Genomic DNA, 22,421 nt, shown 5'->3' with positions numbered 1-22,421 from the left:
CATGCCGAAGGTGGACCTGAACTCGGACATGGGAGAGGCGTTCGGCCCCTGGCCGATGGGAGATGACACGGCGCTCCTCAGAGTCGTGACCTCGGCCAATGTCGCCTGCGGCTTCCACGCGGGCGATCCCGACGTGATGGCGCGGACGATGCGGATGGCGGTGGAGAACGGCGTGGGCATCGGCGCGCATCCGGGCTTTCCCGACCTTCAGGGTTTCGGCCGGCGCAAGATGGAGGTGCCGCACGAAACCCTCGCCAACATGGTGCGCTACCAGGTGGGCGCGGCGGCGGCAATGGCGGCCTCGGTCGGCGGGCGGCTGCGGCACCTCAAGCTCCACGGCGCGCTCGCCAACATGGCGGCCGAGGACGCGGGCATGGCCCGGGTCTGCTACGAGGCCGCGCTCGGGGTCCAGCCCGACCTCGTGGTGATGGCGCTGGCGGCGACGGAACAGGAACGCGCGGCGAAATCGCTCCCCTGCGCCGTGGCGCACGAGATCTTCGCCGACCGCGCCTACGAGGACGACGCGACGCTGGTGGACCGCAGGAGGCCCGGCGCGGTGATCCACGACCCCGCCCGCGCGGCGGCGCGGATGGTGGAGATGGTGAGGGCCGGCGCGATCATCGCTGAAAGCGGCAAGCGCATCCCGACAAGGATCGACACGATCTGCCTGCACGGCGACACGCCCGAGGCGGTGGCGATCGCCCGGGCGGTCCGGGCGGCGCTGGAAGGGGCGGGAGTGACGGTGGCGGGGCTCTAGAACTTAGCGGTTCGCTTCACCGGCAAGTTCAAGCCGCAGGTCATCGCGCAGATAAGTTATCCCGAACGGGCCTGACCTGCCCTTCAGATGCAGGATGTCCCCCGCCCCTGCCCGAAAAAGCGGGCTGTTGCGGCCGACTCAGACGGACAGTTCGTGGCCCGCTATCGCCGGCATTTCAAAGGAAAGGCGGTTCGGGCATTCCTTGCTGTTCCGCCGCCCGCGTTCTGCGTGGGTGATGGCCATGCTCCACGCCTCGACGGGTGGCCTCAGGATCGCGTTCGCGATCACCGGTGCGGCGGAATCCCTGAGAAGGGCGACCGATATTCCGCTCCAAAGCCAGAGCACCGCCATGAGCAGCGAAATCTTCGCCAGCGGCGGGGCGTAGCCTGAAAGGCGCGTCATCCTGCCGGGCCATTCCTCGAGCAAGACGAGTATGAAAAGCGGTATCCCGGCGACGAAGCTCGCGGGCAGGAAGACACGGTTCCAGAACTCCCAGGCCGGGCCGGCATTGATGCTTCGCGGAGCGCCGAAGGGGAGAAGGATGAGTGCGCCCAGACCGATCAGCACTGGCGCCAGCATCACGCCGAGAACCCACGCGCCAAGGGTCACCCGGACGGGACGGGGCAGGCGCAGCATGATCGCGCGCGCCCTTGCACCGGGCGTGCCATGTGTCACCCTCACCCCTTCCGCGCCAGGTCCGGATCGGCCGCGATGCGGGCGAGGTACCTGCCGTACTGCGTCTTGAGGTAGGGCTGGGCGAGGGCCATGAGCCGGCCCTCGTCGATCCAGCCGTTGAGGAAGGCGATCTCCTCGGGGCAGCCGACCTTCAGGTTTTGCCGGTCCTCGATGGTGCGGATGAATTCGGCCGCCTCCAGCAGGCTCTCATGCGTGCCGGTGTCGAGCCAGGCGAAGCCGCGGCCGAGGGTTTCGACGTTGAGCGCTCCGTCGCGGTGGTAGAGGTTGAGAAGGTCGGTGATCTCCAGTTCGCCCCGCGCCGACTTCGTGATGGTCTTCGCCCGCTCCGACGCGCTTGCGTCGAGGAAGTAGATGCCCGTCACCGCGTAGGCGCTTTTCGGTTTCTCGGGCTTCTCGACGATTGAAAGCACGCGGCCGTCGCGGTCGAATTCCACCACGCCGTAGCGTTCAGGGTCCGAGACACGGTAGCCGAAGACGGTGCCGCCCGCCATGCGCGCGTCCGCCGCCTTCAGCTTGGCCGAGAGCCCCTCGCCGAAGAAGACGTTGTCGCCCAGCACCATCGCGGACGGCGCGCCGGCAAGGAAATCCTCGGCCAGAAGATAGGCCTGGGCGAGGCCCTCGGGCAGAGGCTGCTCGATATAGTCGAACCGCATTCCCCAGTTCGAGCCATCGCCCAGAAGGGCCCGAAACTGCGGCAGGTCGCGCGGGGTGGAGATGATCGCCACCTCGCGGATACGGGCGAGCATCAGCGCCGACAGCGGATAGTAGATCATCGGCTTGTCGTAGAGCGGGAGCATCTGCTTCGACACAGAATGGGTGATCGGATAGAGCCGCGTGCCCGATCCGCCGGCGAGGATGATACCCTTGCGGCCCGTTTCGCTCATGCTGACGCCTCCAGTTCGCGGATGACCCGGGCGAGGCTTGCCCGCCAGTCGGGTTGTTCGATGCCGTATGCCGCGCGGATGCGCGCGCAGTCGAGCGTGGAGTTGGCCGGGCGCTTCGCGGGTGTCGGATAGTCGGCGGTCGAGATGCGCGTGACCTGCGGCTCGCGGGGGAGCGACGCGGCGGCAAAGATCGTCTCGGCGAAGCCCGCCCAACTGACTGTCGGTGCGCCGGCGTAGTGGAAGAGGCCGCTCGTTCCCCGGCCCGCGGCGAAGGCGCCGGCGATGGTCCAAAGCGCGCGGGCAATGTCGGCGGCGGCGGTGGGACCGCCGCGCTGGTCATCCACGACCGAAACCACCTCGCGCTCGGACCCGAGCCGAAGCATCGTCTTGACGAAGTTCCTGCCGTGCGCGGAGAAGACCCAGGAGGTACGCAGGATCGCATGCGGCCCGCCCGCGGCCATGACCGCCCGTTCACCGGCAAGTTTGGTCTGGCCGTATACGCCAAGCGGCGCGACAGGGTCCTCCTCGCGCCAGGGACGGGTGCCGCTGCCGTCGAAGACGTAGTCGGTCGAGACATGCAGGAAGAGAGTGCCGCGGGCGGCGGCCGCGCGGGCCATCGTGCCGGGGGCTTCCGCGTTGACGAGACGAGCCGTCTCACGGTCGTTTTCGGCCGCGTCCACGGCGGTGTAGGCGGCGGCGTTGATCACCACGTCGGCATCGGTCGCCGCCACTAGCGCGGCGCAGGCTTCCGGGTGCGTGAGATCAGCCGCCTCGCGCCCGAAGGCAAGAAGGAGCGTGCCGGGCGGCGCGGTGCGGGCAAGCTCGATGCCCAGTTGCCCGGTGGTGCCGAAGACGAGCGCCTTCATGCCGAGCCGAGCCTCTTGCCGACGCCGTCGCGATCCTGAAGCGCGCGCCACCAGTCCTCGTGATCGAGGAACCATTGCACTGTCTTTTCAAGACCTTGGTCCAGCGTGACCGAGGGCCGCCAGCCCAGCTCCTCGCGGATGCGCGAGGGGTCGATCGCATAGCGCCGGTCGTGGCCCGGCCGGTCGGCGACGAAGGCGATCTGTTCGGCATAGGGCCGGTTGCCGGGCCGCCTTTCGTCCAGGATGGCGCAGATCCTGCGGGCGAGGTCGAGGTTCGTCGCCTCGTTCTCGCCCCCGATGTTGTAGCTGCGGCCCGCCTCGCCCTTCCGCACGACCAGCAGCAGCGCCTCGGCGTGATCCTCTACATAGAGCCAGTCGCGGACGTTGTCGCCGGCCCCATAGATCGGGATTGGCGCCCCCGCAAGCGCCTTGAGGATCACCACCGGGATCAGCTTTTCCGGGAAGTGGTAGGGCCCGTAGTTGTTCGAGCAGTTCGTCAGCACGACCGGCAGGCCATAGGTCTCGTGCCAGGCGCGGACGAGGTGGTCCGACGATGCCTTGGACGCCGAATAGGGCGAGCGCGGGTCATAGGGCGTGTCCTCGGTGAACCTGCCCGTCGGCCCGAGCGAGCCGAAGACCTCGTCCGTCGAGATGTGGTGGAAGCGGAAGCCTTCGGGCCTGCCTTCCGCGACCCAGTAGGCGCGGGCGGCTTCCAGCATCGTGTAGGTGCCGGTGATGTTGGTCTCGATGAAGGCGGCGGGGCCGTCGATCGAACGGTCGACATGGCTTTCGGCGGCAAGGTGCATGATCGCGTCGGGCCGGTGCGCCGCGAGGATGCGGTCCACCGCCTTCCTGTCGCAGATGTCGGCCCGTTCGAAGCTGTAGAGCGGATTCCCGGCCACCTCGGCGACGTTCGACAGGCTCCCGGCATAGGTCAGTTTGTCCAGATTGACGACGCCGTGGCCGGCGCGCACCGCCGCGCGCACCACCGCCGAGCCGATGAAACCGGCGCCGCCTGTAACCAGAAGCTTCATGGTCAGGCCTCGTAGTGGAACGGTGTGGCGAAATTGCGGAACAGGGGTGCCGCGCGGTCCTTGTCGGACAGGATCGCATCCGCCGGGTCGATCCCCCAGTCGATGCCGAGGTCGGGGTCATCGAAGCGCACCGCGCCATCGCAATCGGGCGCATAATGGTCCGAGCACTTGTAGAGAAGCTCGCTTCCGGGCTCGCGCGTGACGAAGCCATGGAGGAAACCCTCGGGGATCAGAAGCTGCCGGCCGTTCTCGGCCGAGAGCTCCGCCCCGGTCCATCTGCCGAAGGTGGGCGATCCCTTGCGGATATCGACGGCGACGTCGAAGACCCTCCCCCGCCCGCAACGGACGAGCTTGCCCTGGGCGTGCGGCGGGGACTGGAAATGCAGGCCGCGCACCGTGCCGCTGTCGCGCGACCAGGAGTGGTTGTCCTGGACGAAGTCCATCGTGATGCCGTGACAGGCCAGCGCCTGGCGGTTCCAGACCTCGGAAAACCATCCGCGCGCATCGCCGATACGCCGGGGGGTCAGGATCAGGACGCCGGGCAGCGGGGTCTGTTCGATCTGCATGATACGCGCACCTTTTCTGCGGCGGCGAACATAGCCCGCCGGATCACGGGGCGAAAGACCGCATTCGGGCGCCGCGTCGTGTTTGACGGGGTCGGGAAATGTGCCATTGCGCCGACCGAGAGCGGGTGCGATTGTTGCCGGGCTGTCGTCAGTCCCGGATCGTGGGCATTGAGGCGCCGATGCGGGAAACCGCGCCGTGCGGAACGCCGCGAATCCGTGCCAAACGCTTGCGGGGCTGCTACAAGCGAAAAGTCACTGGCCCGGCATCGCGGGCCGGGCGAAGTTGGATTGGATGGTGCCGGGGTGGATTGCCGGCAGGAGTATTGGACGGGGAATGCCTGATGCCGGGATCTGACCGGCCCTTGCTGAAATCTGCGGCAACGGGCGCGCGCGCTTCTGCGTCCCGAGCCGAAAACCCTCGCCCGTCGCGGGGCGGTGCCATAATCTTGTCAGACGGCTGTGGGAGCACGGCCAAAGGCGCGCCCGGGCTGTCAGGCGTGGCCGCATGCGGGAAGGAAAGCGGTCGATGAGCGTCATGTCGCGGCGGATCCTGGTGACGGGCGGGGCGGGGTTTCTCGGCTCTCACCTCTGCGAGCGGCTTGTTGCGGCGGGCCACGACGTCCTCTGCATCGACAATTACTTCACCGGGCGCCGGGCCAACGTCGCGCATCTGATCGGCCATCCGCGCTTCGAGATCATGCGCCACGACGTGACCTTCCCGCTCTATGTCGAGGTGGACGAGATCTACAATCTCGCCTGCCCGGCCTCGCCGATCCACTACCAGCACGACCCCGTCCAGACGACGAAGACCAGCGTTCACGGCGCGATCAACATGCTCGGCCTCGCCAAGCGGCTCCGCGCCAAGATCCTCCAGGCCTCCACCTCCGAGGTCTACGGCGACCCGACGGTGCATCCGCAGACCGAAAACTACTGGGGCAACGTCAACCCGATCGGCTTCCGGTCCTGCTATGACGAAGGCAAGCGCTGCGCCGAGACGCTGTTCTTCGACTACCACCGCCAGCACCGGCTGCGGATCAAGGTGGCGCGCATCTTCAATACCTACGGGCCCAGGATGCATCCGCAGGACGGTCGCGTGGTATCCAACTTCATCATGCAGGCGCTCGCCGGCGCGCCGATCACGATCTATGGCGACGGTAGCCAGACCCGGTCGTTCTGCTTCGTCGACGACCTGATCGAGGGGTTGATCCGCCTCATGGAGACGGGCGACGAGATCACCGGACCGATGAACATCGGCAACCCGGTCGAAATGTCGATCCGAGAACTGGCCGAGGCGGTGATCGAGCTCACCGGCTCGCGGTCGGAACTGGTGTATGAACCCCTGCCGCACGACGATCCGGTGCAGCGGAAGCCGGACATCGCCTTTGCGCGCCGTGCGCTCGGCTGGGAGCCGAAGGTGAAGCTGAAGGACGGGCTGAAGCGGACGATCGCCTATTTTGCGGCGCTCCGCGAGGACCTTGAAGCGACGGGAGGGGTAGGCAATGGCTGACAGTAACGCGACCGGTGCCGGAGGCGGAACGGGCCGCGCCGTAATCTGGATCGCGGCGGCGGTCATCGCCTGCCTCAGCGTCTTCCTGATCAACGGCCGGCCGCTGTTCTACTTCGACACGGTGGGCTACATCTCGCAGGGTCACACCGGGTTGCGCCAGCTCGGCATCAGGGGCGAATCCCCTCTGAACGTGCGGATGGAGAAGATCAGGGCGCAGAAGGCCGCCGAAGGGGTGGTCGAAGGCGTCCCCGACACGACCGAAATCGAGGCGGAGAATACCGTCGACGGCTCGCGTTCGACCGTCTATGCCCTGACCACCGCGCTGCTCGCCCGATTTCATGCGCTCGAAGGTCTCATGCTGCTCAACATCGCGGCAGTCCTGATCGCCATCTGGCTGCCGATGCGTGTCGCCTCCCGCCGATGGGGCCTGTCTGTGCCCGTAAGCGAAGCCGTCGCGTTGCCGGTGATCGTGGCCTGCCTCGGATCGCTTCCCTTCTTCGTCGCCTATCTCATGCCCGACACCTTCGCGCCGGTCCTGCTTCTGGTGATCGGGACATTGACCGTGTTCGGACGCGGGATGCGACCGTGGGAGGTGATCCTCGCCATCCTCGTCGGCATTTTCGCCATCGTCTCGCACCTTTCCCATCTCGCGATCGGGCTCGTGATGATCCCCGCGGTCGCGTTGATCTCGCTCATCCTGTCGCGGCAAAGGTGGTGGCTGCCGGTCGCCTATGTGGCGCTGATCGTGGGGGCGGGGTTCACCGAGCAAAGCCTGCTCAGGACTGCGGCGAAGGCGGTTTCCGATGCGGAAGTGGTGATCAAGCCCTATATCACCGCGCGGATGATCGAGGACGGGCCGGGGCTGAAATACCTCGACAAGTACTGCCCCGACGCGCATATCCCGACCTGCAAGCTGCACGAGGCGCTGCAATGGTCGGACGATCCCTACCGGATCACTGCGAGCCATATCACCTTTGAGACCTCGCCCCGGCTCGGCTCGTTCCGGCTGATGACCCCCGAGAATCAGAAGGCGGTCGCCGACGACCAGATCGCGTTCTTCTTCGCGGTGCTGAGGGACCAGCCCTTCGGAGTCTTCCGGGCGCTGCTGCGCAACGTCTTCGTGCAGGCAGGCTGGGTCTCGGTGGAAATGACGATCCCGACCGACAACATCATCGCGCAGAACGCCGACGTGACCGGGCTCGCCTTCTCGACCTTCGATCACGGACGAATCACCCGCGACACCGCGTGGCTCGGGCCGGTTACGCTCTGGCAGCAGTTCCTCTACGCCGCCTCGCTCGCCGTCATCCTCGCGCTCGTCCTGCTTCCGCGCCGCGTTCCCGGAGAGATCAAGGCGCTCGCCGTCATGGTGATACTCGGCATTCTCGCCAACGCGCTCGTCTGCGGCGGCATCTCGCAGCCGGCGACACGATACGGAGCACGGGTGATCTGGCTCCTGCCGCTCATCGCGACGATTCTCGTCGTCTTCGCGCGCCGGTCGCGGCGGTTCGACGTGCCGGCGGAGGCGCGTGCATGACGGCGCCGATGGCCATCTCAGTGGTGATGCCGGCCTTCCGGGCAGAGGCTCTCCTGCCGCGCGTGCTGGCGCCCCTGATGGCCATGCAGGCCCGCGGCGAGGTGGCCGAGGTGATCGTCGTCGATGACCGCTCGCCCGATGCCACGGCCGAGGTGGCGCTGCGGCTTGGCGCGCGGGTGCTGACGACGCCCGAGAATGGCGGGCCGGGGCTGGCGCGCAATCTCGCCGCCGAACATGCCGCGGGCGACATCCTGTGGTTCGTCGACAGTGACGTCATCGCCTGGGAGGACGGGGCGTCGAAGCTCCACCACGCCTTCGCCGATCCGCAGGTGGCGGCCGTCTTCGGCTCCTACGACGACGCGCCGGACGGGGCGCCCTGGTTCTCGCGCTACAAGAACCTCATGCACCGCTTCTATCACCAGAAGGCCAGCCGCGACGCGCAGACCTTCTGGGCGGGCTGCGGCGCCGTCCGCAAGGACGTGTTCCGTGCCATCGGCGGCTTCGACACCGCGACCTACCGCGTGCCCTCGATCGAGGATATCGAGCTCGGCTATCGCATACGCCGCGCGGGTGGGCGGATCGTGCTGGACCCGACGCTGCACGGCAAGCACCTCAAGGTCTGGACGCCGAAGAACGCCATCCACACCGACATCTTCCGCCGCGCGCTGCCGTGGTCGCGGCTGATGATCGCGCGCGAGGGTGTGGCGAACGACCTCAACACCAGCAACGGCGAGAAGCTGAAGGCGGTGGTCGCGGGTCTCCTGATCCTCTCGCTTCTCGCGCTGCCGTTTGCCCTGGCACTCTGGCCCGTCGTGCTGGGGCTGGTCGGTCTGGCGCTGGTGCTAAACTGGGATTTCGCCCGGTTCCTCCACCGGCACGGCGGGGCCGTCTTCGCGGCGCGTGCGCTCGCCTACCACCAGTTCTACTATGTCTATTCGGCGGCCGCATTCGTCTGGTGCCTGTTCGAATACCATGTGCTCGGCATCAGGAACCGGCTGCACGTGCCCTGAGGCGCACGGCCATGAACGGAAAACGGTGAAGGGAATGAAGGACATGAAGGATCGGGCCGCGGAGGCGGGGGCGATGGCGAGCCTCGCGTCGGAGGTCGAGGGCATGTCGCTCAGCGTCGTGATCCCCGCCTACAACGAGGAAGGCGCGGTGCGCCATACGATCGAGGACGTGCGCGCCCACCTGGATCCGCTCGGCATCCCCTACGAGATTATCGTGATCGATGACGGGTCCGAGGACCGGACGCTGGAGATCGCCCGCGAGACCGGGGTCGTGGTCGATTCGAACCAGGTCAACACCGGCTATGGCGCGAGCCTCAAGCGCGGGATCAGGCACGCCCAGTACGAATATGTCGCAATCCTCGACGCCGACGGGACCTATCCCGCGCGCTACCTTCCGCCGATGCTCGCCATGTGCCGCAACCAGGACATGGTGGTGGGCGACCGGGGGGCGGCGATGAAGAACGTTCCGATGATCCGTCGCCCGGCGAAGTTCATCCTGAACCACTTCGCCTCTTTCCTCGCCGAGAGGAAGCTGAACGATCTGAACTCCGGCCTGCGCATATTCCGCAAGTCCGAACTCGTGCCCTTCGTGCCGCTCCTGCCGCAGAAGTTCTCGTTCACGACGACGATCACGCTCTGCATGGCCTGCAACGGCAAGCGGATGATCTACACGCCGATCGAATACGGCAAGCGCGTGGGCAAGTCGAAGATCCGCCCCGTCGACTTCCTCAACTTCATCATCCTCGTCCTCAGGATGACCGTCCTCTTCAACCCGCTGCGCGTCTTCATCCCCCTCGGGCTGGCGCTGATGGCGCTCGGGGTGACGAAGTTCGTCTACGACATCTTCATGGACAACCTTTCGGAAACCACGATCTTCGCGTTCCTGTCCGCGCTCATCATCTGGTCGCTCGGCCTCATCGCCGACATGATCTCGCGCCTGCATCTGAGGCCCTGACGTGGCGATCCCGGGCAAGGCGCTGAGGAAATGGGCGATCCGGGCGGCCGGGTCGGCCGCGGCGCTTGCGCTCATCTTCTGGTTCCTGCCGAAGGAGGCGATCCTTCAGGGCTTCACCCGGCTGAGCTGGACGCTCTTCCTCTCCGTCCTGGCGGCGTTCCTGCTCTGCCACGTCGCCACGGCGACGAAATGGTGGCTCTTGATGGATCGCGCGATCCCGTTCGTGACGGCGCTGCGCGCCCATTTCGCCGGGCTCGCCGCAAACCTCTGCCTGCCCGGCGCAGCGGGAGGCGACGCGGTGCGGGCGGGGCTTGCCCATGTCTCGCTCCGCGATGGGCCGAAGGTGGCGGCGGCGGCGGTGGGCGACCGGATGATCGACCTCGTGGGCCTCGCCTGCCTGACGCTCTCGGGCCTCGTGCTGCTTGGCGGGAGGGGTGGCAGCCGCGGGCTCGCCTTCGGCCTCAGCGGGCTTGTCTTCGGGCTTGCGATCGCCGGCCTCTTCCTCTTCCCCGCCGTCGCGCGGATGGTCTGGGGCCGCCGGCCCGGCCTGCCCGCCCGGGGGCTCGCCCTCCGGGTGGCCGACGCCTTCGCGGCCCTCGGCAAGAAGCCCGGTCTCCTCCTCTTCACGCTCGCCCTCTCGGCGGCGATCCAGTCGGTGCTCATCTGGCTTTCGGTGAAGCTGGCGGAGCCGGTGGGCGTGCACGTGCCGCTCGCGGCATGGTTCTTCGCCTGGCCGATGGCCAAGATCATCGCCACCCTGCCCATCTCGCTCGGCGGGCTCGGTGTGCGGGAAAGCTCGCTCGCCGCCCTCCTCCTGCCCTTCGGGGCCGGCGCGCCCGAGGTCGTGGCCTCCGGCCTCGCCTGGCAGGGCATCCTCTATCTCGCGGGCGCCCTCGGCGCGGCGGTTCTCGTCGCGTCGGGCGGCGGGTTCCGGCCCGCTCCGCAGGCGGTGGCCCGGCCCATCACGGAGATGTCGGAATGACGGCAAAGGCCGCTGCGGGCCAGCGCCCGCGTGTGACGGTTCTGGGTGCGGGACCGGCCGGGATCGCGGCCGCCTTTGCGCTCTCGAAGGGCAAGGCCGAGGTCGAGGTGCTGGAGCGTGCGCCCGTCGCCGGCGGCAACTCCACCTCGTTCCAGATCGACGGGATCTGGTGCGACTACGGTTCGCACCGGTTCCACCCGGTGGCCGACCCGGAGGTGCTGGCCGACGTGAAACGGCTTCTCGGCCCCGACCTGCTCTTGCAGCCCCGGCATGGCCGCATCCGGCTCGGCGGGCGCTGGATCCACTTCCCGCTGAAGCTTCAGGACGCGCTCCTGAAGCTGCCGCCGGCCTTCGCGGCCTCGCTCCTTGGCGACATGGCGCTGAAGAAGTTCCGCAAGAAATCCACCGGCCCGCGCAGCTTCTCCTCCGTCCTCTACGACGGCCTCGGCCCGACGATCTCGGAGAATTTCTACTTTCCCTACGTGCGGAAGCTCTGGGGGCTCGACCCCGACAAACTGGCCGTGACGCTGGCCGAGCGGCGCGTCTCGGGTTCGTCGGTAGGCAAGATCCTCGGCAAGATGGTCCGCATGGTTCCCGGTCTCAGGGGCGCGACGACCGGGCGGTTCTTCTATCCGAGGCATGGTTTCGGGCAGATTTCCGGGGCGATGATGGCGGCGGCGGAATCACAGGGCGCGGCCTTCCGTTTCCGGGCCGACATCCTCAGGATCGAGCGCGAGGGCAGTCACGTGACCGCCGTGGTGATGAAGGATGGCGACCGCGAGAGCCGCCTTGCCGCCGACCAGGTCTATTCCACCATCCCGCTCACGACCGTGGTACGGCTGATGGATCCGCCCCCGCCGCCCGAGGTGATCGAGGCGGCGAAAGCCATCCGGTTCCGGGGCATGATCCTTGTCTACCTCATCCTCGGGACCGACCGCTTCACCGAGTATGACGCGCATTACTTCCCGGAACTGTCGATCCCGATCAGCCGGATGTCGGAGCCGAAGAACTACAATTCCGCCGCAGGACCGGCGGACCGCACGATCCTCTGCGCCGAGCTGCCCTGCGATCCCGGCGAGAAATGGTGGGACATGTCGGACGCCGAACTCGGGCGACATTATTGCGAATGGCTGGGGCAACTCGGCCTTCCCGTCACGGTGCCCGTGATCCGGACCGAGACGCGGCGGATCGCGCATGCCTATCCGGTCTACGACATCGACTACCAGCGCCATTTCGAGACGGTGGACAACTGGCTGTCGTCGCTCGACGGGTTCCTGAGCTTCGGCCGGCAGGGACTTTTCGCGCATGACAACACCCACCACGCCTTCGCCATGGCCTATGCGGCCGCCGAGGTGCTGACCCCGGAGGGAGCGGTCGACCGGGCAAGATGGGCCGCGCACCGCCACGAGTTCGAGAGCCACCGGGTCGAGGACTGACGTGGCGGGACCGGTCGTCGATATCCTCATGTATCACTCGGTCTCGAACCGGGGCGGCGCGACCTCCATCGCACCCTCGGTCTTCGCCGAGCAGATGGCCGCGATCGCCGAGGCGGGCGTGCCGGTGATCTCGCTCGACGACCTTGTGGCAAGCCGAACCGGGCGCCGCGAACTCGCGCCCCGCTCGGTCGTCGTCACATTCGACGACGGCTTTCAGGATTTCGCCGACGTTGCCTGGCCGGTGATGTCCGCGCACGGCTTCCGTCCCATCGTCTACCTTCCGACGGCCTTCATCGGCCGGACCGAGGGCTGGCGCGGCATCGCCGAGCCGCCGCGGGCGCTGATGGGATGGGGTACGATCCGGGCGCTCGCGCGTGACGGCGTAGCCTTCGGCAGCCATACCGTCCACCACCCAAACCTCACCGCCATGACGGGAGATGAGGTGGAGGCGGAGCTTCGTCGCTCCCGCTCCGAGATCGAGGAGCGCATCGGCACGGAGGTCCGGCATTTCGCGCCGCCCTACGGGCTCGCGGACGACAGCGTGCGCGCGCGGATCGCGGCGCATTACCAGACTTCGGTCGGCACGCGCCTCGGCGAGGCGAGGCCAGAGGACGACCTATTCGACCTGCCTCGGCTGGAGATGTTCTACTTCACCGACCGCGCCCGCTGGCGCGATCATCTGCGCGGCCGGGGCGCGTCCTACCTGGCGCTCAGACGCACCCTGCGTGCCGTGAAGGCACGGGTCACAAGCCCCTGGCAGGGTCTCGGGCAGGGCGGGACGTCGCGATGACCTTCGCGGGAGGCGCCGGGTGACGCCGCTGTCCATCGTCATGTTCACGACCTTCTATCCGCCCTATTCGTTCGGCGGCGATGCGATCGGCGTGCAGCGGATGGCGCGCGCCCTGGCGGCGCGCGGACATGACGTGACCGTCGTCCATGACGAGGACAGCTACCTGATCCTTGGCGGCAAGGTGCAGACGGAAGGACCGGCCGACGGCGTGCGGCGGATTGGGCTCAGGGCCCGCCACGGGCTTCTGTCGAACCTTCTGACCCAGCAGCTTGGCCGCCCCGTGACACATGCGGCCCGTATCCGCGAGATCATCGCCGACCGCAAGCCGGACATCCTGTGGTACAACAATACCTCGCTCATCGGCGGGCCGGGCCTTCTGCCGATCGGAGAGGGCCTGAAGGTCTACGAGGCGCACGAGCACTGGCTCGTTTGCCCGACCCACGTCCTCTGGCGCTACGGGCGGGAACTTTGCGACGAACGCCATTGCCTGAAGTGCCAGATCACCTACAGGCGCCCGCCACAGCTCTGGCGTCATACCGGGCTTCTCGGCCGCGCGCTCGACAACGTGGACCTGATCATCGCGAAAAGCGAATTCAGCCGGGCGAAGCACCGCGATTTCGGCCTCAGGCACGAGATGGAGGTTTTGCCCTACTTCCTGCCCGACCTGCCGAAACTCGCCGAGCCCTTCCGGGGCCATCCCCGGCCGTATTTCCTGTTCGTCGGGCGGCTGGAAAAGATCAAGGGCCTGCAGGATGTCTTCCCGGCGATGGACCGCTACCCGGAGGCCGACCTCCTCATCCTCGGCGATGGCGACTACGCCGGCGAGCTGAAACGGCTCGCCGCGGGGCGGAAGAACATCGAGTTCCTCGGCCGCAAGGCGCCGGAGGAGCTCGACGCCTATTACCGCGGCGCGCAGGCCTTGATCGTGCCCTCCGTCTGCTACGAGACCTTCGGGATCATCCTGATCGAGAGCTTCCGGCTCGGCACGCCCGTCATCGCCCGCCGGCTCGGCCCGTTCCCCGAGATCGTGGAGCGCGCCGGGGCAGGCGCGCTCTTCGAGAGCGAGGACGACCTCGTGGCCGCGATGCGGATGCTGCAGACCGACCCGGCGCACCGGGCGTCCCTCTCGGCGGCGGCGCGGACGGCCTTCGAGACGCATTGGCAGGAGGACCGGGTGATGGCGGCCTATGGCGCGGCATTCGCGCGGGCCGCGCATCGGCGGGGCGACCGGACGCTTGCGGCCCGCCTCAACGCAGGTGCGCTCGAAGGGCGGTGATCCGGGTCCCGCCGCCTAGCCCGCCAGCGACGCGATGCGGTGGGCATTGGCCATCACCGGGAAGGTGATCGTCGTCGCCGGGATCGCCGGCAGGACGCTCGCGTCGATCACGTGGAGTCGCGCGAGCCCGGAGGGCCGTCCCAGAGGGTCGGACTGCGCGCCCGAAGGATCGGCGGCCATCGGCAGGTTCGCGCCCACATGGAAGCTCGATCCCGGCGCCCCTCCCCGGGTGGCGAAGCTGAGTGCCACGAGGCCGGCGTCGCGCATCGCCGTGCCGATCCGGCCCGCCGCGGCCTTCACCACGCGAGACGTGTCGGGGTTTTCCTCGAGCCTCGGCCGCAGCCGCCCGTCCGGGGCGAGGGTGAGCGCGATCCGGTGCGAATGATCCGAATGCAGGAAGATCTGCGCGACCATCAGCCGGCGGGCCAGCGCGGTGAAGAGCGGGGCCGAGCCGGGCAGTTTCCGGGCGTAGTTCTGGATCAGGTCGCGGGCGTAGAACTCATTCCAGGAATAGACCTGCGCATGGACGAGGAAGGGCGACACGTCCGGCGCATCTAGCTCAAGGAAGACCTGCGGCAGGGTGTGGAAGCGGCCGCGGTCGGGGCGCGTCGCATTGCGCCAGCGGTGCAGCATCGGCAGGAAGGCATGCTGGCTGTCGCGGAGGGTGAGTGTGGCGGCACCCGGCGCGGAGGCGAGGAGGATGCGCGCCGTCTCGAGTACGCCCGCCCCGAGGAAGACGCGCGAGGCGTTCAGCGTCTCGCCTCCCTCGAGGTGCAGCGTCACGCCGGAACCGTCCTCCGCGAAGCGGGTGACGATGGCGCCGGGGCGGTAGCGGAAGGCAGGGTTTTCCCGCAGGCGCGCGATCTGGTCCCGGGCGGACCAGATCAGCCCGTAGGGGCAGCCGTGGAGGCAGAGGCCGCAGCGGTGGCAGCCCGCGTAGACGGCCTGCCGTGCCGCGCCGGCGGTAAGCCCCCGGGCTGCCAGCCGCTCGCGGGCGGCGGCGAGGCGGGTGAGGAATGCCTGCACCTGCACCGGATAGGGCAGCGGGCTTCGGCCCGCCATGGGCAGGGCCGGGAAGAGTCCCGCCAGATCGTCCTTGCGCCCGGCGACGGGCAGGAATCCGGCGACGGCGCGGTAATGCGCAGCGAGGTCGGCCTCGGTGACCGGCCAGCCTGCCATGTCGGCCTGCCGGTAGGGCAGGACGGCCGCGCCCCAGAGGTTGGAAAGCCCGCCCGCCGCACGCGAGGCGCGCAGGCCCATCCAGCCGGGCAGCTCGGCGAAGGTCGCGTCCCCCACCTCCATCGCGAAATCGGAGCCGTAGCGGCGGATCTGGCCCGCCGGACCCTCGAACTGCGGCGTCATCCAGGCGGGCCTGACCTCTGGCCCCCAGTCGTCCGGGTCGGTCGCGGCAAGCGCGGCGCGGCGGGCTTCGGCCGCGGGTTCCAGCTCCTTGCCACCGTCGAGCATCAGCACCGCGCGTCCGCGCGCCAGCAGCGCCGTCGCAGCGGCGACGCCGGCCGGGCCGGAGCCCACGACGACATCGGCCGCCTCAGTCACGGCGGAAGACGAGGACGTAGCCGTCCCCCAGGGTGCCGGGGAAGCAGTGCGCCATCTTCAGCGTCGCATCCGGCGGCGGCGGGTCATCGCAGGCATCGAATCCCTCGCGGAGCCCGGCATCGGCTGCGTATTGCGGGATGTCGCGCTCCACCCGGGCGGGGAAGCCGGCGACGACAAAGACGGTGCCGGGGGCGGCCATCGCGGCGCGGTATTCGTCGTCGGAATAGACGACCGGCCAGTCGGCGCCGTAATAGGCAAAGTTCTGTCCCGCGTAGCCGAGCGCGATGGCCCTGTCGCCTGGCTTGCGCGCGCCCTCGACGAAGGCGAAGGCGCCGGCAATGTCCTGTTTCGGGAAGGCGTAGTTGCGCTTCGCCAGATAGGCGGAGATCAGCACCATGAGGACGACGCCGAGGGTCCAGAGCGCACGCGTCACCCGCTCTCCACCCGCGAGGCTGCCGACGATCGTGCAGGAGAGGCGTACGCCGGCCACGATGAGGATCATCAAGAGCCCGATGTCGACGAAGAAGAACCGCGGCCAGATTCGCATCCCCACCGCCATGAGGAGCGCCGTGGTCAGGACGATGTGCAGCGCGACGACGGGCGCGAAGAGCGGTGCCGCGCCGTGCAGGCTGATCGCGCCGAGGATGCAGAGCACAAGCACGGCCGCGCCCACCACAGGCACGAGCGGACCCGCGTCGCCAATGCCGGTCCGGATCGCCTCGAACGCGGTCCAGACCGGGTTCTGGTATTCCTTCATCAGGTCCACTGCCGAGCCTTCGGAAACCGTGGACACGGCGTGGAACAGGCTTGGAAGGATCGGCAGGTAGACGAGAATGGTCAGCAGGCCGCCGATGAGGAAACCGAGGAAGGGAATCCGGACGACGGGGGCCCGAAGCGTCCCGCGCAGGGCGCGCGTCAGGACGACGGCGAGCCAGACAAAGCCGAGGGCTACGAAGAAGAAGGCCCCCGTCAGGTGGGTGAAGACGGCCCCCACGAGGCAGAGCGCGAAGGGAATCCAGTTGCGCCACTCCGGCGCCTTCATGCCCCGCAGGAAGTAGAGAAGCCCGAGCGTCGAGAAGAGCGCGAGCCCGGTGTAGCCGCGGGCATTCTGGGAAAACCAGATCTCGTGGTAGCTGAGCGCGAGGAGGAGCGCCGTGACATGGGCGATGGTGGTGCCGGCCACCTCGCGCGCCAGCGCCCAGGTCGCCCAGATCGTGGCCACCCCGAAGAGCATCGCCGGCAACCGCACGGACCAAGGGGCCTCCCCGAAGGCTTCGATCGACAGCTTTGCCGCGAAGTTGTGCAGATAGTGGTGGTTCATCGAGTAGCTTTGCAGCATCTCGCCCCAGCGGAAATGCACATGGGTCACGAGGGTCTGGATCTCGTCGTGCCACATCGGCGCATTGAGGTTCCCGAGCCGCAGCGCGGTGGCGAGCGCCAGGATGAGGGCGAGCCAGAGGATGTCGGTGCGCGAAGCGGATTTCATCGTCATGCCGGCTGCAGGCCGCGTTTCTCGGCGATGATGTCGCCGATGATCTCGGACAGCGGGCGGCGCGGCCGGAAGCCGATCGTGCGTTCCAGCTTTGACACGTCGGGCAGGCGGCGCGCCATGTCCTCGAAGCCGGCGGGGTAGACGTCGGAATAGGGGACGAGGCGGATTTCCGAACGCGACCCGGTCATCTCGATCACCGTCTCGGCGAGCGCGCGGATCGTCACCTCCTGGTCGTTGGCGACGTTGAAGACCTCGCCTCGTGCCGCCGGCGTCGCCATCAGCCGCACCAGCGCCTCCACCACGTCGGCGACATGGCCGAAACAGCGTGACTGCTCGCCGGTGCCGTGGACCATCAGGGGGCGGCCGTCGAGCGCCGCCTGCACGAAGTTCGGCAGGACCATCCCGTAGCGTCCGGTCTGGCGTGGCCCCGTGGTGTTGAAGAAGCGCAGGATCACGGCCGGCAGGCCCACCTCGCGGACGTAGGCCAGAGTGAGGAACTCGTCGAGCTGCTTGGCCGAGGCGTAGGACCAGCGCAGGTTCTTCGTCGCCCCGATGGTCAGGTCGTCATCCTCACAGAAGGGGAATTTCGTCGCCTTGCCATAGACTTCCGAGGTCGAGGCGACAAAGGTCGGCTTGCGGTCCCTGAGCGCCGCCTTCAGCACGTTCTCGGTGCCGTTGATATTCGTCAGGATGGAGCGCGAAGGTTCGTCCATGATGAGCTTCACGCCGACGGCGGCAGCGAGGTGGAAGATCACATCGGCCTCGTCGACGAGGCTCTGGACCAGCGAGGGATCGAGGATCGTGCCGACGACAAGACGGAAGCGGTTGCTGCCGGCGAGGCTGGCGAGGTTCTCGCGCCGTCCGGTCGAGAGATCGTCGAGCGCGGTGACGGAATGACCCTCGGCCACGAGGCGTTCGGAAAGATGCGAGCCGATGAAGCCGGCACCGCCCGTAATGAGTATCTTCATATCCCCTCGCGTGAAATTCCGCCCGCCAATCCGGCCGCGATCCTAGCATGGGGCCCGGGCCTCGGCCATGCGGATATCCCCACTTTGCTCGCGGCCGGAAACAGTTCTGCGGCGCGGCGCCCGGTGGACCGGAGGCGCGAACACTCGCGCGCGCGGACATTCCGTCCAGCCGCGCCGTGCCACAGAATCGTTTTTCCATCCGGTCATGACCTTACGGCAGGCAAATCGCTCCAAAACCGGCAGGCAGGTGTGATTGTCCGCTCCGAAGGTACAACATTCCGGACTGTCCATCGGGCGTTTGCCTGTCTAAACCGATACGTGCATGTTACCGTAGGACCGTGTTATTTGGCGGCCGCTTCGGACGCGTTGGTGCGAGTTTGACCATGACGAATGCCTTTTCGCTGTTCTCGTCCCTGAAGGACCGGATTGCCCGCCACGAGGCCCGTGTCGCCACCGTGGGGCTCGGCTACGTCGGTCTGCCGCTGGCTCTGACGATCAGCGAGGCAGGGTTTCCGACGACGGGACTCGACCTGAACGAGGCACGTGTCGCCGCGATCAACGCCGGCGAGCGCGTGATCTCCTATTTTCCCGAGGACCGGATCCGCAACGCCGTCGCCGGCGGCCGGTTCTCGGCGACGCATGACCGCACGTCCCTTGCCGGGGTCGACGTGATCCTGATCTGCGTGCCGACCCCCCTGTCACCCCGGCGGGAGCCGGACCTGAGCTATGTCCTCCGCGCGGCCGAGAGCATCGCCGAATGGCTGCAGCCCGGCCAGCTCGTCGTGCTGGAAAGCACCGTCTGGCCGGGCGCGACGGCGACCGTGGTGAAACCGATCCTCGAAAGCCGAGGACTGCGCGCCGGCGAGGACTTCTTCCTCGCCTTCTCGCCCGAGCGCGAGGATCCCGGCAACCACAAGTTCGACACGCGGTCGATCCCGAAGGTCGTGGGTGCCGATGACGCCCGGTCGCGCGAACTGATCGACCTCTTCTATTCGCAGATCGTGACGAAGACCGTGCCCGTCAGCTCGCTCGCCACGGCCGAGGCGGTGAAGCTCGCCGAGAACAGCTTCCGCACCGTGAACATTGCGCTCGTCAACGAGATGAAGGTGGCGATGGAGGCGATGGGCGTCGATGTCTGGGAGGTCGTGCAGGCAGCCGCCACAAAGCCCTTCGGCTACATGCCGTTCTTTCCGGGTCCCGGAATTGGCGGCGACTGCATCCCGGTCTCGCCGGCATACCTTTCGTGGCGGGCAAAGGACGTGGGTTCGGCCATGCCGATCGTCGATCTGGCGCGGACGAACAACGAAAACGCCCCCGACATGATCGCCGGGCGCGTCGCGGTGGAACTGTCGAAGCACTCCAGGGTGCCGGTTACGGGCGCGCGGGTCCTGATTCTCGGCATCGCCTACAAGAAGGACGTCGAGGACACCCGTGTCAGTCCGGCGCTCGCAATCCTCAAGCGGCTTGAGGCGATGGGGGCAACGTGCGACTTCCACGATCCCTATTTCCCTGTGATGCCGTTGACGCGCGACGACCCGGACCTGGCGGGCCGCAGGTCCGTGCCGCTGACGGAAGAGGTCGTGGCCGGCTATGACGCCGTCCTGGTGGCCACCGACCACAGTCTTGTAGACTATGCGCTGGTGGCCCGCGTGGCCCGGCTTCTGCTCGATACGCGCAACGTGTTCGCGGCCCGCGGCCTGCTGCCGCCGGCGGGCCGCTTCGTCAAGATCTGAGTGTGCCGCGCTGCGGCGTCATGAGTGTTGGAGGAGCGATTCGGATGTTTTTTCTTCTTAGTGTGTTGCGAGTGACGACTTTCAACCCTTGGTTGAGTTTCGGTCCTGTCGCCGTTCCGCTGCAGGTGCGAAAGGCAACGAAGCGACGGTGAAACCCCGGATTGGTTCCGTTCATGGCGCGCTTGTCACGCACTGAGACGAAGATGATTTTGCCCCTGCGGCGCCAGACTGTATAGTTGCCGGCGTAGGGTGGATTTGAAGTTAGAGCGATTTTTCGGGAACGGTGGTGGTCGGAATGCAGAAGGAAGAGCTTTGTCCCGTCGTGGTGATCGGCGGCGGCCCTGCCGGGCTGACCGCAGCCTACGAGTTGCAGAAGCGCTCGGCAAAGCACAAGCCGATGGTCTACGAGGGCGGGACCATGGTCGGTGGCATTTCGCGCACCGAGTCCAACAACGGCTACCGGTTTGACATCGGCGGCCACCGCTTCTTCACGAAGGTGAAGGAGGTCGAGGACATGTGGCACGAAGTGCTGCAGGACGATTTCATCACCGTGCCGCGCCTCAGCCGCATCTACTACCGCGAAAAGTTCTTCGACTACCCGCTGAAGCTGTTCAATGCGCTCACCAACATCGGTCCCTACGAGTCGATGCGCATCCTTCTCAGCTACTTCAAGTGGCAGGTCCGTCCCTACAAGAAGGAGGAAAGCTTCGAGGAGTGGGTGATCAACCGCTTCGGCGGGCGGCTCTACATGCACTTCTTCCGCAGCTACACGCAGAAGGTCTGGGGCATCAATCCGAAGGAAATCCGTGCGGACTGGGCCGCCCAGCGGATCAAGAACCTCTCGCTCTTCAAGGCGGTGTGGAACGCGATTTCCGGCGCGAACGACACGACGAGCCTGATCGAGGAATTCCAGTATCCGCGCCTTGGCCCCGGCATGATGTGGGAGCGCACGGCCGAACTGGTGGAGGAGCGCGGTGGCGAGGTACATCTGCGTTCGGAGGTCATCCGCGTGAACCGCAAGGGCAATCGCGTGATCTCCGTCGACGTGAAGCACTGGCACGAGGACGGCCGGGCGCCGGTGACGGAGCGCGTGGAGGGCGAGCACTTCGTCAACACGATGGCGCTGCGCGACCTGATCCACGCCTTCGACCCGCCGCCGCCGCCCGAGGTCGTGGAGGCGGCCGACAAGCTGAAGTACCGCGACTTCCTGATCGTCACGCTGGTTCTCGACCACGCCGACCCGTTCAAGGACAACTGGATCTACATCCATTCGCCGAAGGTGAAGGTCGGCCGCATCCAGAATTTCCGGGCCTGGTCGAAGGAGATGCTGCCCGACCAGAACACCGCTTCGATCGGGATGGAGTATTTCTGCCAGCAGGGTGACGGTCTCTGGACCATGTCGGACGAGGATCTGCGCAAGCTCGCCTCGCAGGAACTGGAGCAGCTCGGTCTTGCCAAGGCGACCGACGTGGTCGGCGCCGCGATCATCCGCCAGCCAAAGGCCTATCCGGTCTACGACGGCGAATACCGCGCCGCGCTCGACGTGCTGGAGGACTGGCTCCTCGGCCTCGAGAACTTCCAGACGGTCGGCCGCAACGGCCTGCACCGCTACAACAACCAGGATCACTCGATGCTCTCGGCGATGTATGCCGCGCGCAACATCCTGGGCGAGAAGAACGACGTCTGGAACGTCAACGTCGAACGCTCCTACCACGAGGAATTCGAGGTCAAGAAACCTGCCGGAAGCGTCAAGCCGGCCCTGGCGGCCGAGTGATCCTGGCGGAGCCGTCCCCCCCGGCGCAGGCGAAGGGCTTGATCTTCAAGCCGGTGTGAGGCTGGCGGCGGCATTGCGCACCGCAACGGCCTCAAGGGCGCGAATCGGAAGGGACAGGCACGGGCGGAGCTGCGGCGGTTTATTTCCGCTTGGTTAACGATGAGCGCGGCGTGGGCCGGTATCGTTCATGGCAACCAGTGGTTGTCCGAAAAATGGCACTCTCGCGGCGCGATTCCGGCGCAATTCCGTCATGTTTCCGACAATTCTGCGCTCAAAAATGGGCCTCAGGTCACGAGTTTGAACGTAAAAAAACCACAATCCCCGCACCCGGAGGCACATCCCAATGACCGATCTCGTCGAGAAAGCCCGCCTTGGCCGCACCAGCGCACTTGCCCATATTTCCGCCGGCACCCGGATGGGGCATGGCTGTGGCCGCGATACCGTGGCCCGTCACTCCGTCCCGATCGCCTTCGTGTCGAGCCGCGCGAAGCTTGGCGGGCGGTGATCCGGCCGCAAGTTGTGCCCGGCAAAGGGGCGCGTCCGGGGACGCGCCCTTTTCTTTTTGAAATCAGGCTTCTGGCCCCTCCCTCCCGGCGCCCCTGGC

Annotated in this window: 20 protein-coding genes; 12 read left to right on the top strand and 8 right to left on the bottom strand. The window is 67.2% G+C overall.

What is annotated here, in order from left to right; genetic code table 11:
- Window position 1: 1 nt before the first annotated feature.
- Entirely contained in the window at window positions 2-757 is a 756-nt protein-coding gene (locus tag F9K34_RS06120) for a LamB/YcsF family protein (protein ID WP_291336026.1), read from the top strand.
- A gap of 138 nt (window positions 758-895) precedes the next feature.
- Here F9K34_RS06120 and F9K34_RS06115 read toward each other — a convergent pair whose 3' ends face one another.
- The 5 genes from F9K34_RS06115 to rfbC are packed head-to-tail and all read right to left on the bottom strand — an operon-like array spanning window position 896 to window position 4,803.
- Complete coding sequence (locus F9K34_RS06115; protein ID WP_291336025.1) at window positions 896-1,432, bottom strand: hypothetical protein; 537 nt, start codon at window positions 1,430-1,432, stop codon at window positions 896-898.
- 2 nt (window positions 1,433-1,434) lie between these two features.
- Entirely contained in the window at window positions 1,435-2,337 is a 903-nt protein-coding gene (gene rfbA, locus F9K34_RS06110) for a glucose-1-phosphate thymidylyltransferase RfbA (protein ID WP_291336024.1), read from the bottom strand.
- Window positions 2,334-3,203, bottom strand: a complete 870-nt coding sequence (gene rfbD / locus F9K34_RS06105) for a dTDP-4-dehydrorhamnose reductase (RefSeq protein WP_291336023.1) — start codon at window positions 3,201-3,203, stop codon at window positions 2,334-2,336. Before rfbD ends, rfbA begins: the two co-directional genes overlap by 4 nt.
- Entirely contained in the window at window positions 3,200-4,237 is a 1,038-nt protein-coding gene (gene rfbB / locus F9K34_RS06100) for a dTDP-glucose 4,6-dehydratase (RefSeq protein ID WP_291336022.1), read from the bottom strand. Before rfbB ends, rfbD begins: the two co-directional genes overlap by 4 nt.
- Before the next feature lie 2 nt (window positions 4,238-4,239).
- Window positions 4,240-4,803: a dTDP-4-dehydrorhamnose 3,5-epimerase gene (gene rfbC, locus F9K34_RS06095; protein WP_291336021.1), complete on the bottom strand. Its 564-nt coding sequence runs from the start codon at window positions 4,801-4,803 to the stop codon at window positions 4,240-4,242.
- Between the two features lie 526 nt (window positions 4,804-5,329).
- On the opposite strand from rfbC, the gene F9K34_RS06090 reads away from it, so the two are divergent.
- Genes F9K34_RS06090 through F9K34_RS06055 form a run of 8 tightly spaced genes read left to right on the top strand, consistent with a single transcriptional unit; the run spans window position 5,330 to window position 14,293 of the window.
- A complete protein-coding gene (locus F9K34_RS06090) occupies window positions 5,330-6,310 on the top strand; it encodes a UDP-glucuronic acid decarboxylase family protein (RefSeq protein WP_291336020.1) in 981 nt (326 codons plus the stop codon).
- Window positions 6,303-7,844: a hypothetical protein gene (locus F9K34_RS06085; RefSeq protein WP_291336019.1), complete on the top strand. Its 1,542-nt coding sequence runs from the start codon at window positions 6,303-6,305 to the stop codon at window positions 7,842-7,844. The genes F9K34_RS06090 and F9K34_RS06085 overlap by 8 nt, the downstream gene beginning before the upstream one ends.
- Window positions 7,841-8,854 carry a glycosyltransferase gene (locus F9K34_RS06080; RefSeq protein ID WP_291336018.1) on the top strand — a complete coding sequence of 338 codons (1,014 nt, stop codon included), beginning with the start codon at window positions 7,841-7,843 and terminating at the stop codon, window positions 8,852-8,854. The genes F9K34_RS06085 and F9K34_RS06080 overlap by 4 nt, the downstream gene beginning before the upstream one ends.
- Window positions 8,855-8,897: 43 nt before the next feature.
- Window positions 8,898-9,809: a glycosyltransferase family 2 protein gene (locus tag F9K34_RS06075; protein WP_291336017.1), complete on the top strand. Its 912-nt coding sequence runs from the start codon at window positions 8,898-8,900 to the stop codon at window positions 9,807-9,809.
- Window position 9,810: 1 nt separating this feature from the next.
- A complete protein-coding gene (locus tag F9K34_RS06070; protein WP_291336016.1) occupies window positions 9,811-10,791 on the top strand; it encodes a lysylphosphatidylglycerol synthase transmembrane domain-containing protein in 981 nt (326 codons plus the stop codon).
- Window positions 10,788-12,227, top strand: a complete 1,440-nt coding sequence (locus F9K34_RS06065; RefSeq protein ID WP_291336015.1) for a protoporphyrinogen/coproporphyrinogen oxidase — start codon at window positions 10,788-10,790, stop codon at window positions 12,225-12,227. Before F9K34_RS06070 ends, F9K34_RS06065 begins: the two co-directional genes overlap by 4 nt.
- Before the next feature lies 1 nt (window position 12,228).
- Window positions 12,229-13,017 carry a polysaccharide deacetylase family protein gene (locus tag F9K34_RS06060; protein WP_291336014.1) on the top strand — a complete coding sequence of 263 codons (789 nt, stop codon included), beginning with the start codon at window positions 12,229-12,231 and terminating at the stop codon, window positions 13,015-13,017.
- Window positions 13,018-13,036: 19 nt separating this feature from the next.
- Window positions 13,037-14,293: a glycosyltransferase family 4 protein gene (locus tag F9K34_RS06055; protein ID WP_291336013.1), complete on the top strand. Its 1,257-nt coding sequence runs from the start codon at window positions 13,037-13,039 to the stop codon at window positions 14,291-14,293.
- 15 nt (window positions 14,294-14,308) lie between these two features.
- Here F9K34_RS06055 and F9K34_RS06050 read toward each other — a convergent pair whose 3' ends face one another.
- The 3 genes from F9K34_RS06050 to F9K34_RS06040 are packed head-to-tail and all read right to left on the bottom strand — an operon-like array spanning window position 14,309 to window position 18,310.
- Window positions 14,309-15,850, bottom strand: a complete 1,542-nt coding sequence (locus tag F9K34_RS06050; protein ID WP_291336012.1) for a GMC oxidoreductase — start codon at window positions 15,848-15,850, stop codon at window positions 14,309-14,311.
- Complete coding sequence (locus tag F9K34_RS06045) at window positions 15,843-17,336, bottom strand: glycosyltransferase family 39 protein (protein WP_291336011.1); 1,494 nt, start codon at window positions 17,334-17,336, stop codon at window positions 15,843-15,845. Before F9K34_RS06045 ends, F9K34_RS06050 begins: the two co-directional genes overlap by 8 nt.
- Window positions 17,337-17,338: 2 nt before the next feature.
- On the bottom strand, window positions 17,339-18,310 hold the full coding sequence (locus F9K34_RS06040) for an NAD-dependent epimerase/dehydratase family protein (RefSeq protein WP_291336010.1): 972 nt from the start codon (window positions 18,308-18,310) through the stop codon (window positions 17,339-17,341).
- A gap of 383 nt (window positions 18,311-18,693) precedes the next feature.
- Here F9K34_RS06040 and F9K34_RS06035 point away from each other — a divergent pair, with 383 nt between their 5' ends.
- The 3 genes from F9K34_RS06035 to F9K34_RS06025 all read left to right on the top strand — a co-directional run bounded on the left by F9K34_RS06035 (window position 18,694) and on the right by F9K34_RS06025 (window position 22,322).
- The gene (locus tag F9K34_RS06035) at window positions 18,694-20,043 is read left to right on the top strand and encodes a nucleotide sugar dehydrogenase (RefSeq protein ID WP_291336009.1); all 1,350 of its coding nucleotides are present in this window, start codon (window positions 18,694-18,696) and stop codon (window positions 20,041-20,043) included.
- A gap of 295 nt (window positions 20,044-20,338) precedes the next feature.
- Window positions 20,339-21,817 (top strand): NAD(P)/FAD-dependent oxidoreductase, encoded by a 1,479-nt coding sequence (locus tag F9K34_RS06030; RefSeq protein ID WP_291336008.1) that lies wholly within the window; start codon window positions 20,339-20,341, stop codon window positions 21,815-21,817.
- 343 nt (window positions 21,818-22,160) lie between these two features.
- Window positions 22,161-22,322: a hypothetical protein gene (locus F9K34_RS06025; RefSeq protein ID WP_291336007.1), complete on the top strand. Its 162-nt coding sequence runs from the start codon at window positions 22,161-22,163 to the stop codon at window positions 22,320-22,322.
- Window positions 22,323-22,421: the final 99 nt, after the last annotated feature.

Origin of the sequence: Albidovulum sp. (assembly GCF_008933605.1) — a bacterium.
In the GTDB taxonomy this organism is placed as follows: domain Bacteria; phylum Pseudomonadota; class Alphaproteobacteria; order Rhodobacterales; family Rhodobacteraceae; genus Albidovulum.
This window is presented reverse-complemented; position numbering and strand designations above follow the sequence as displayed.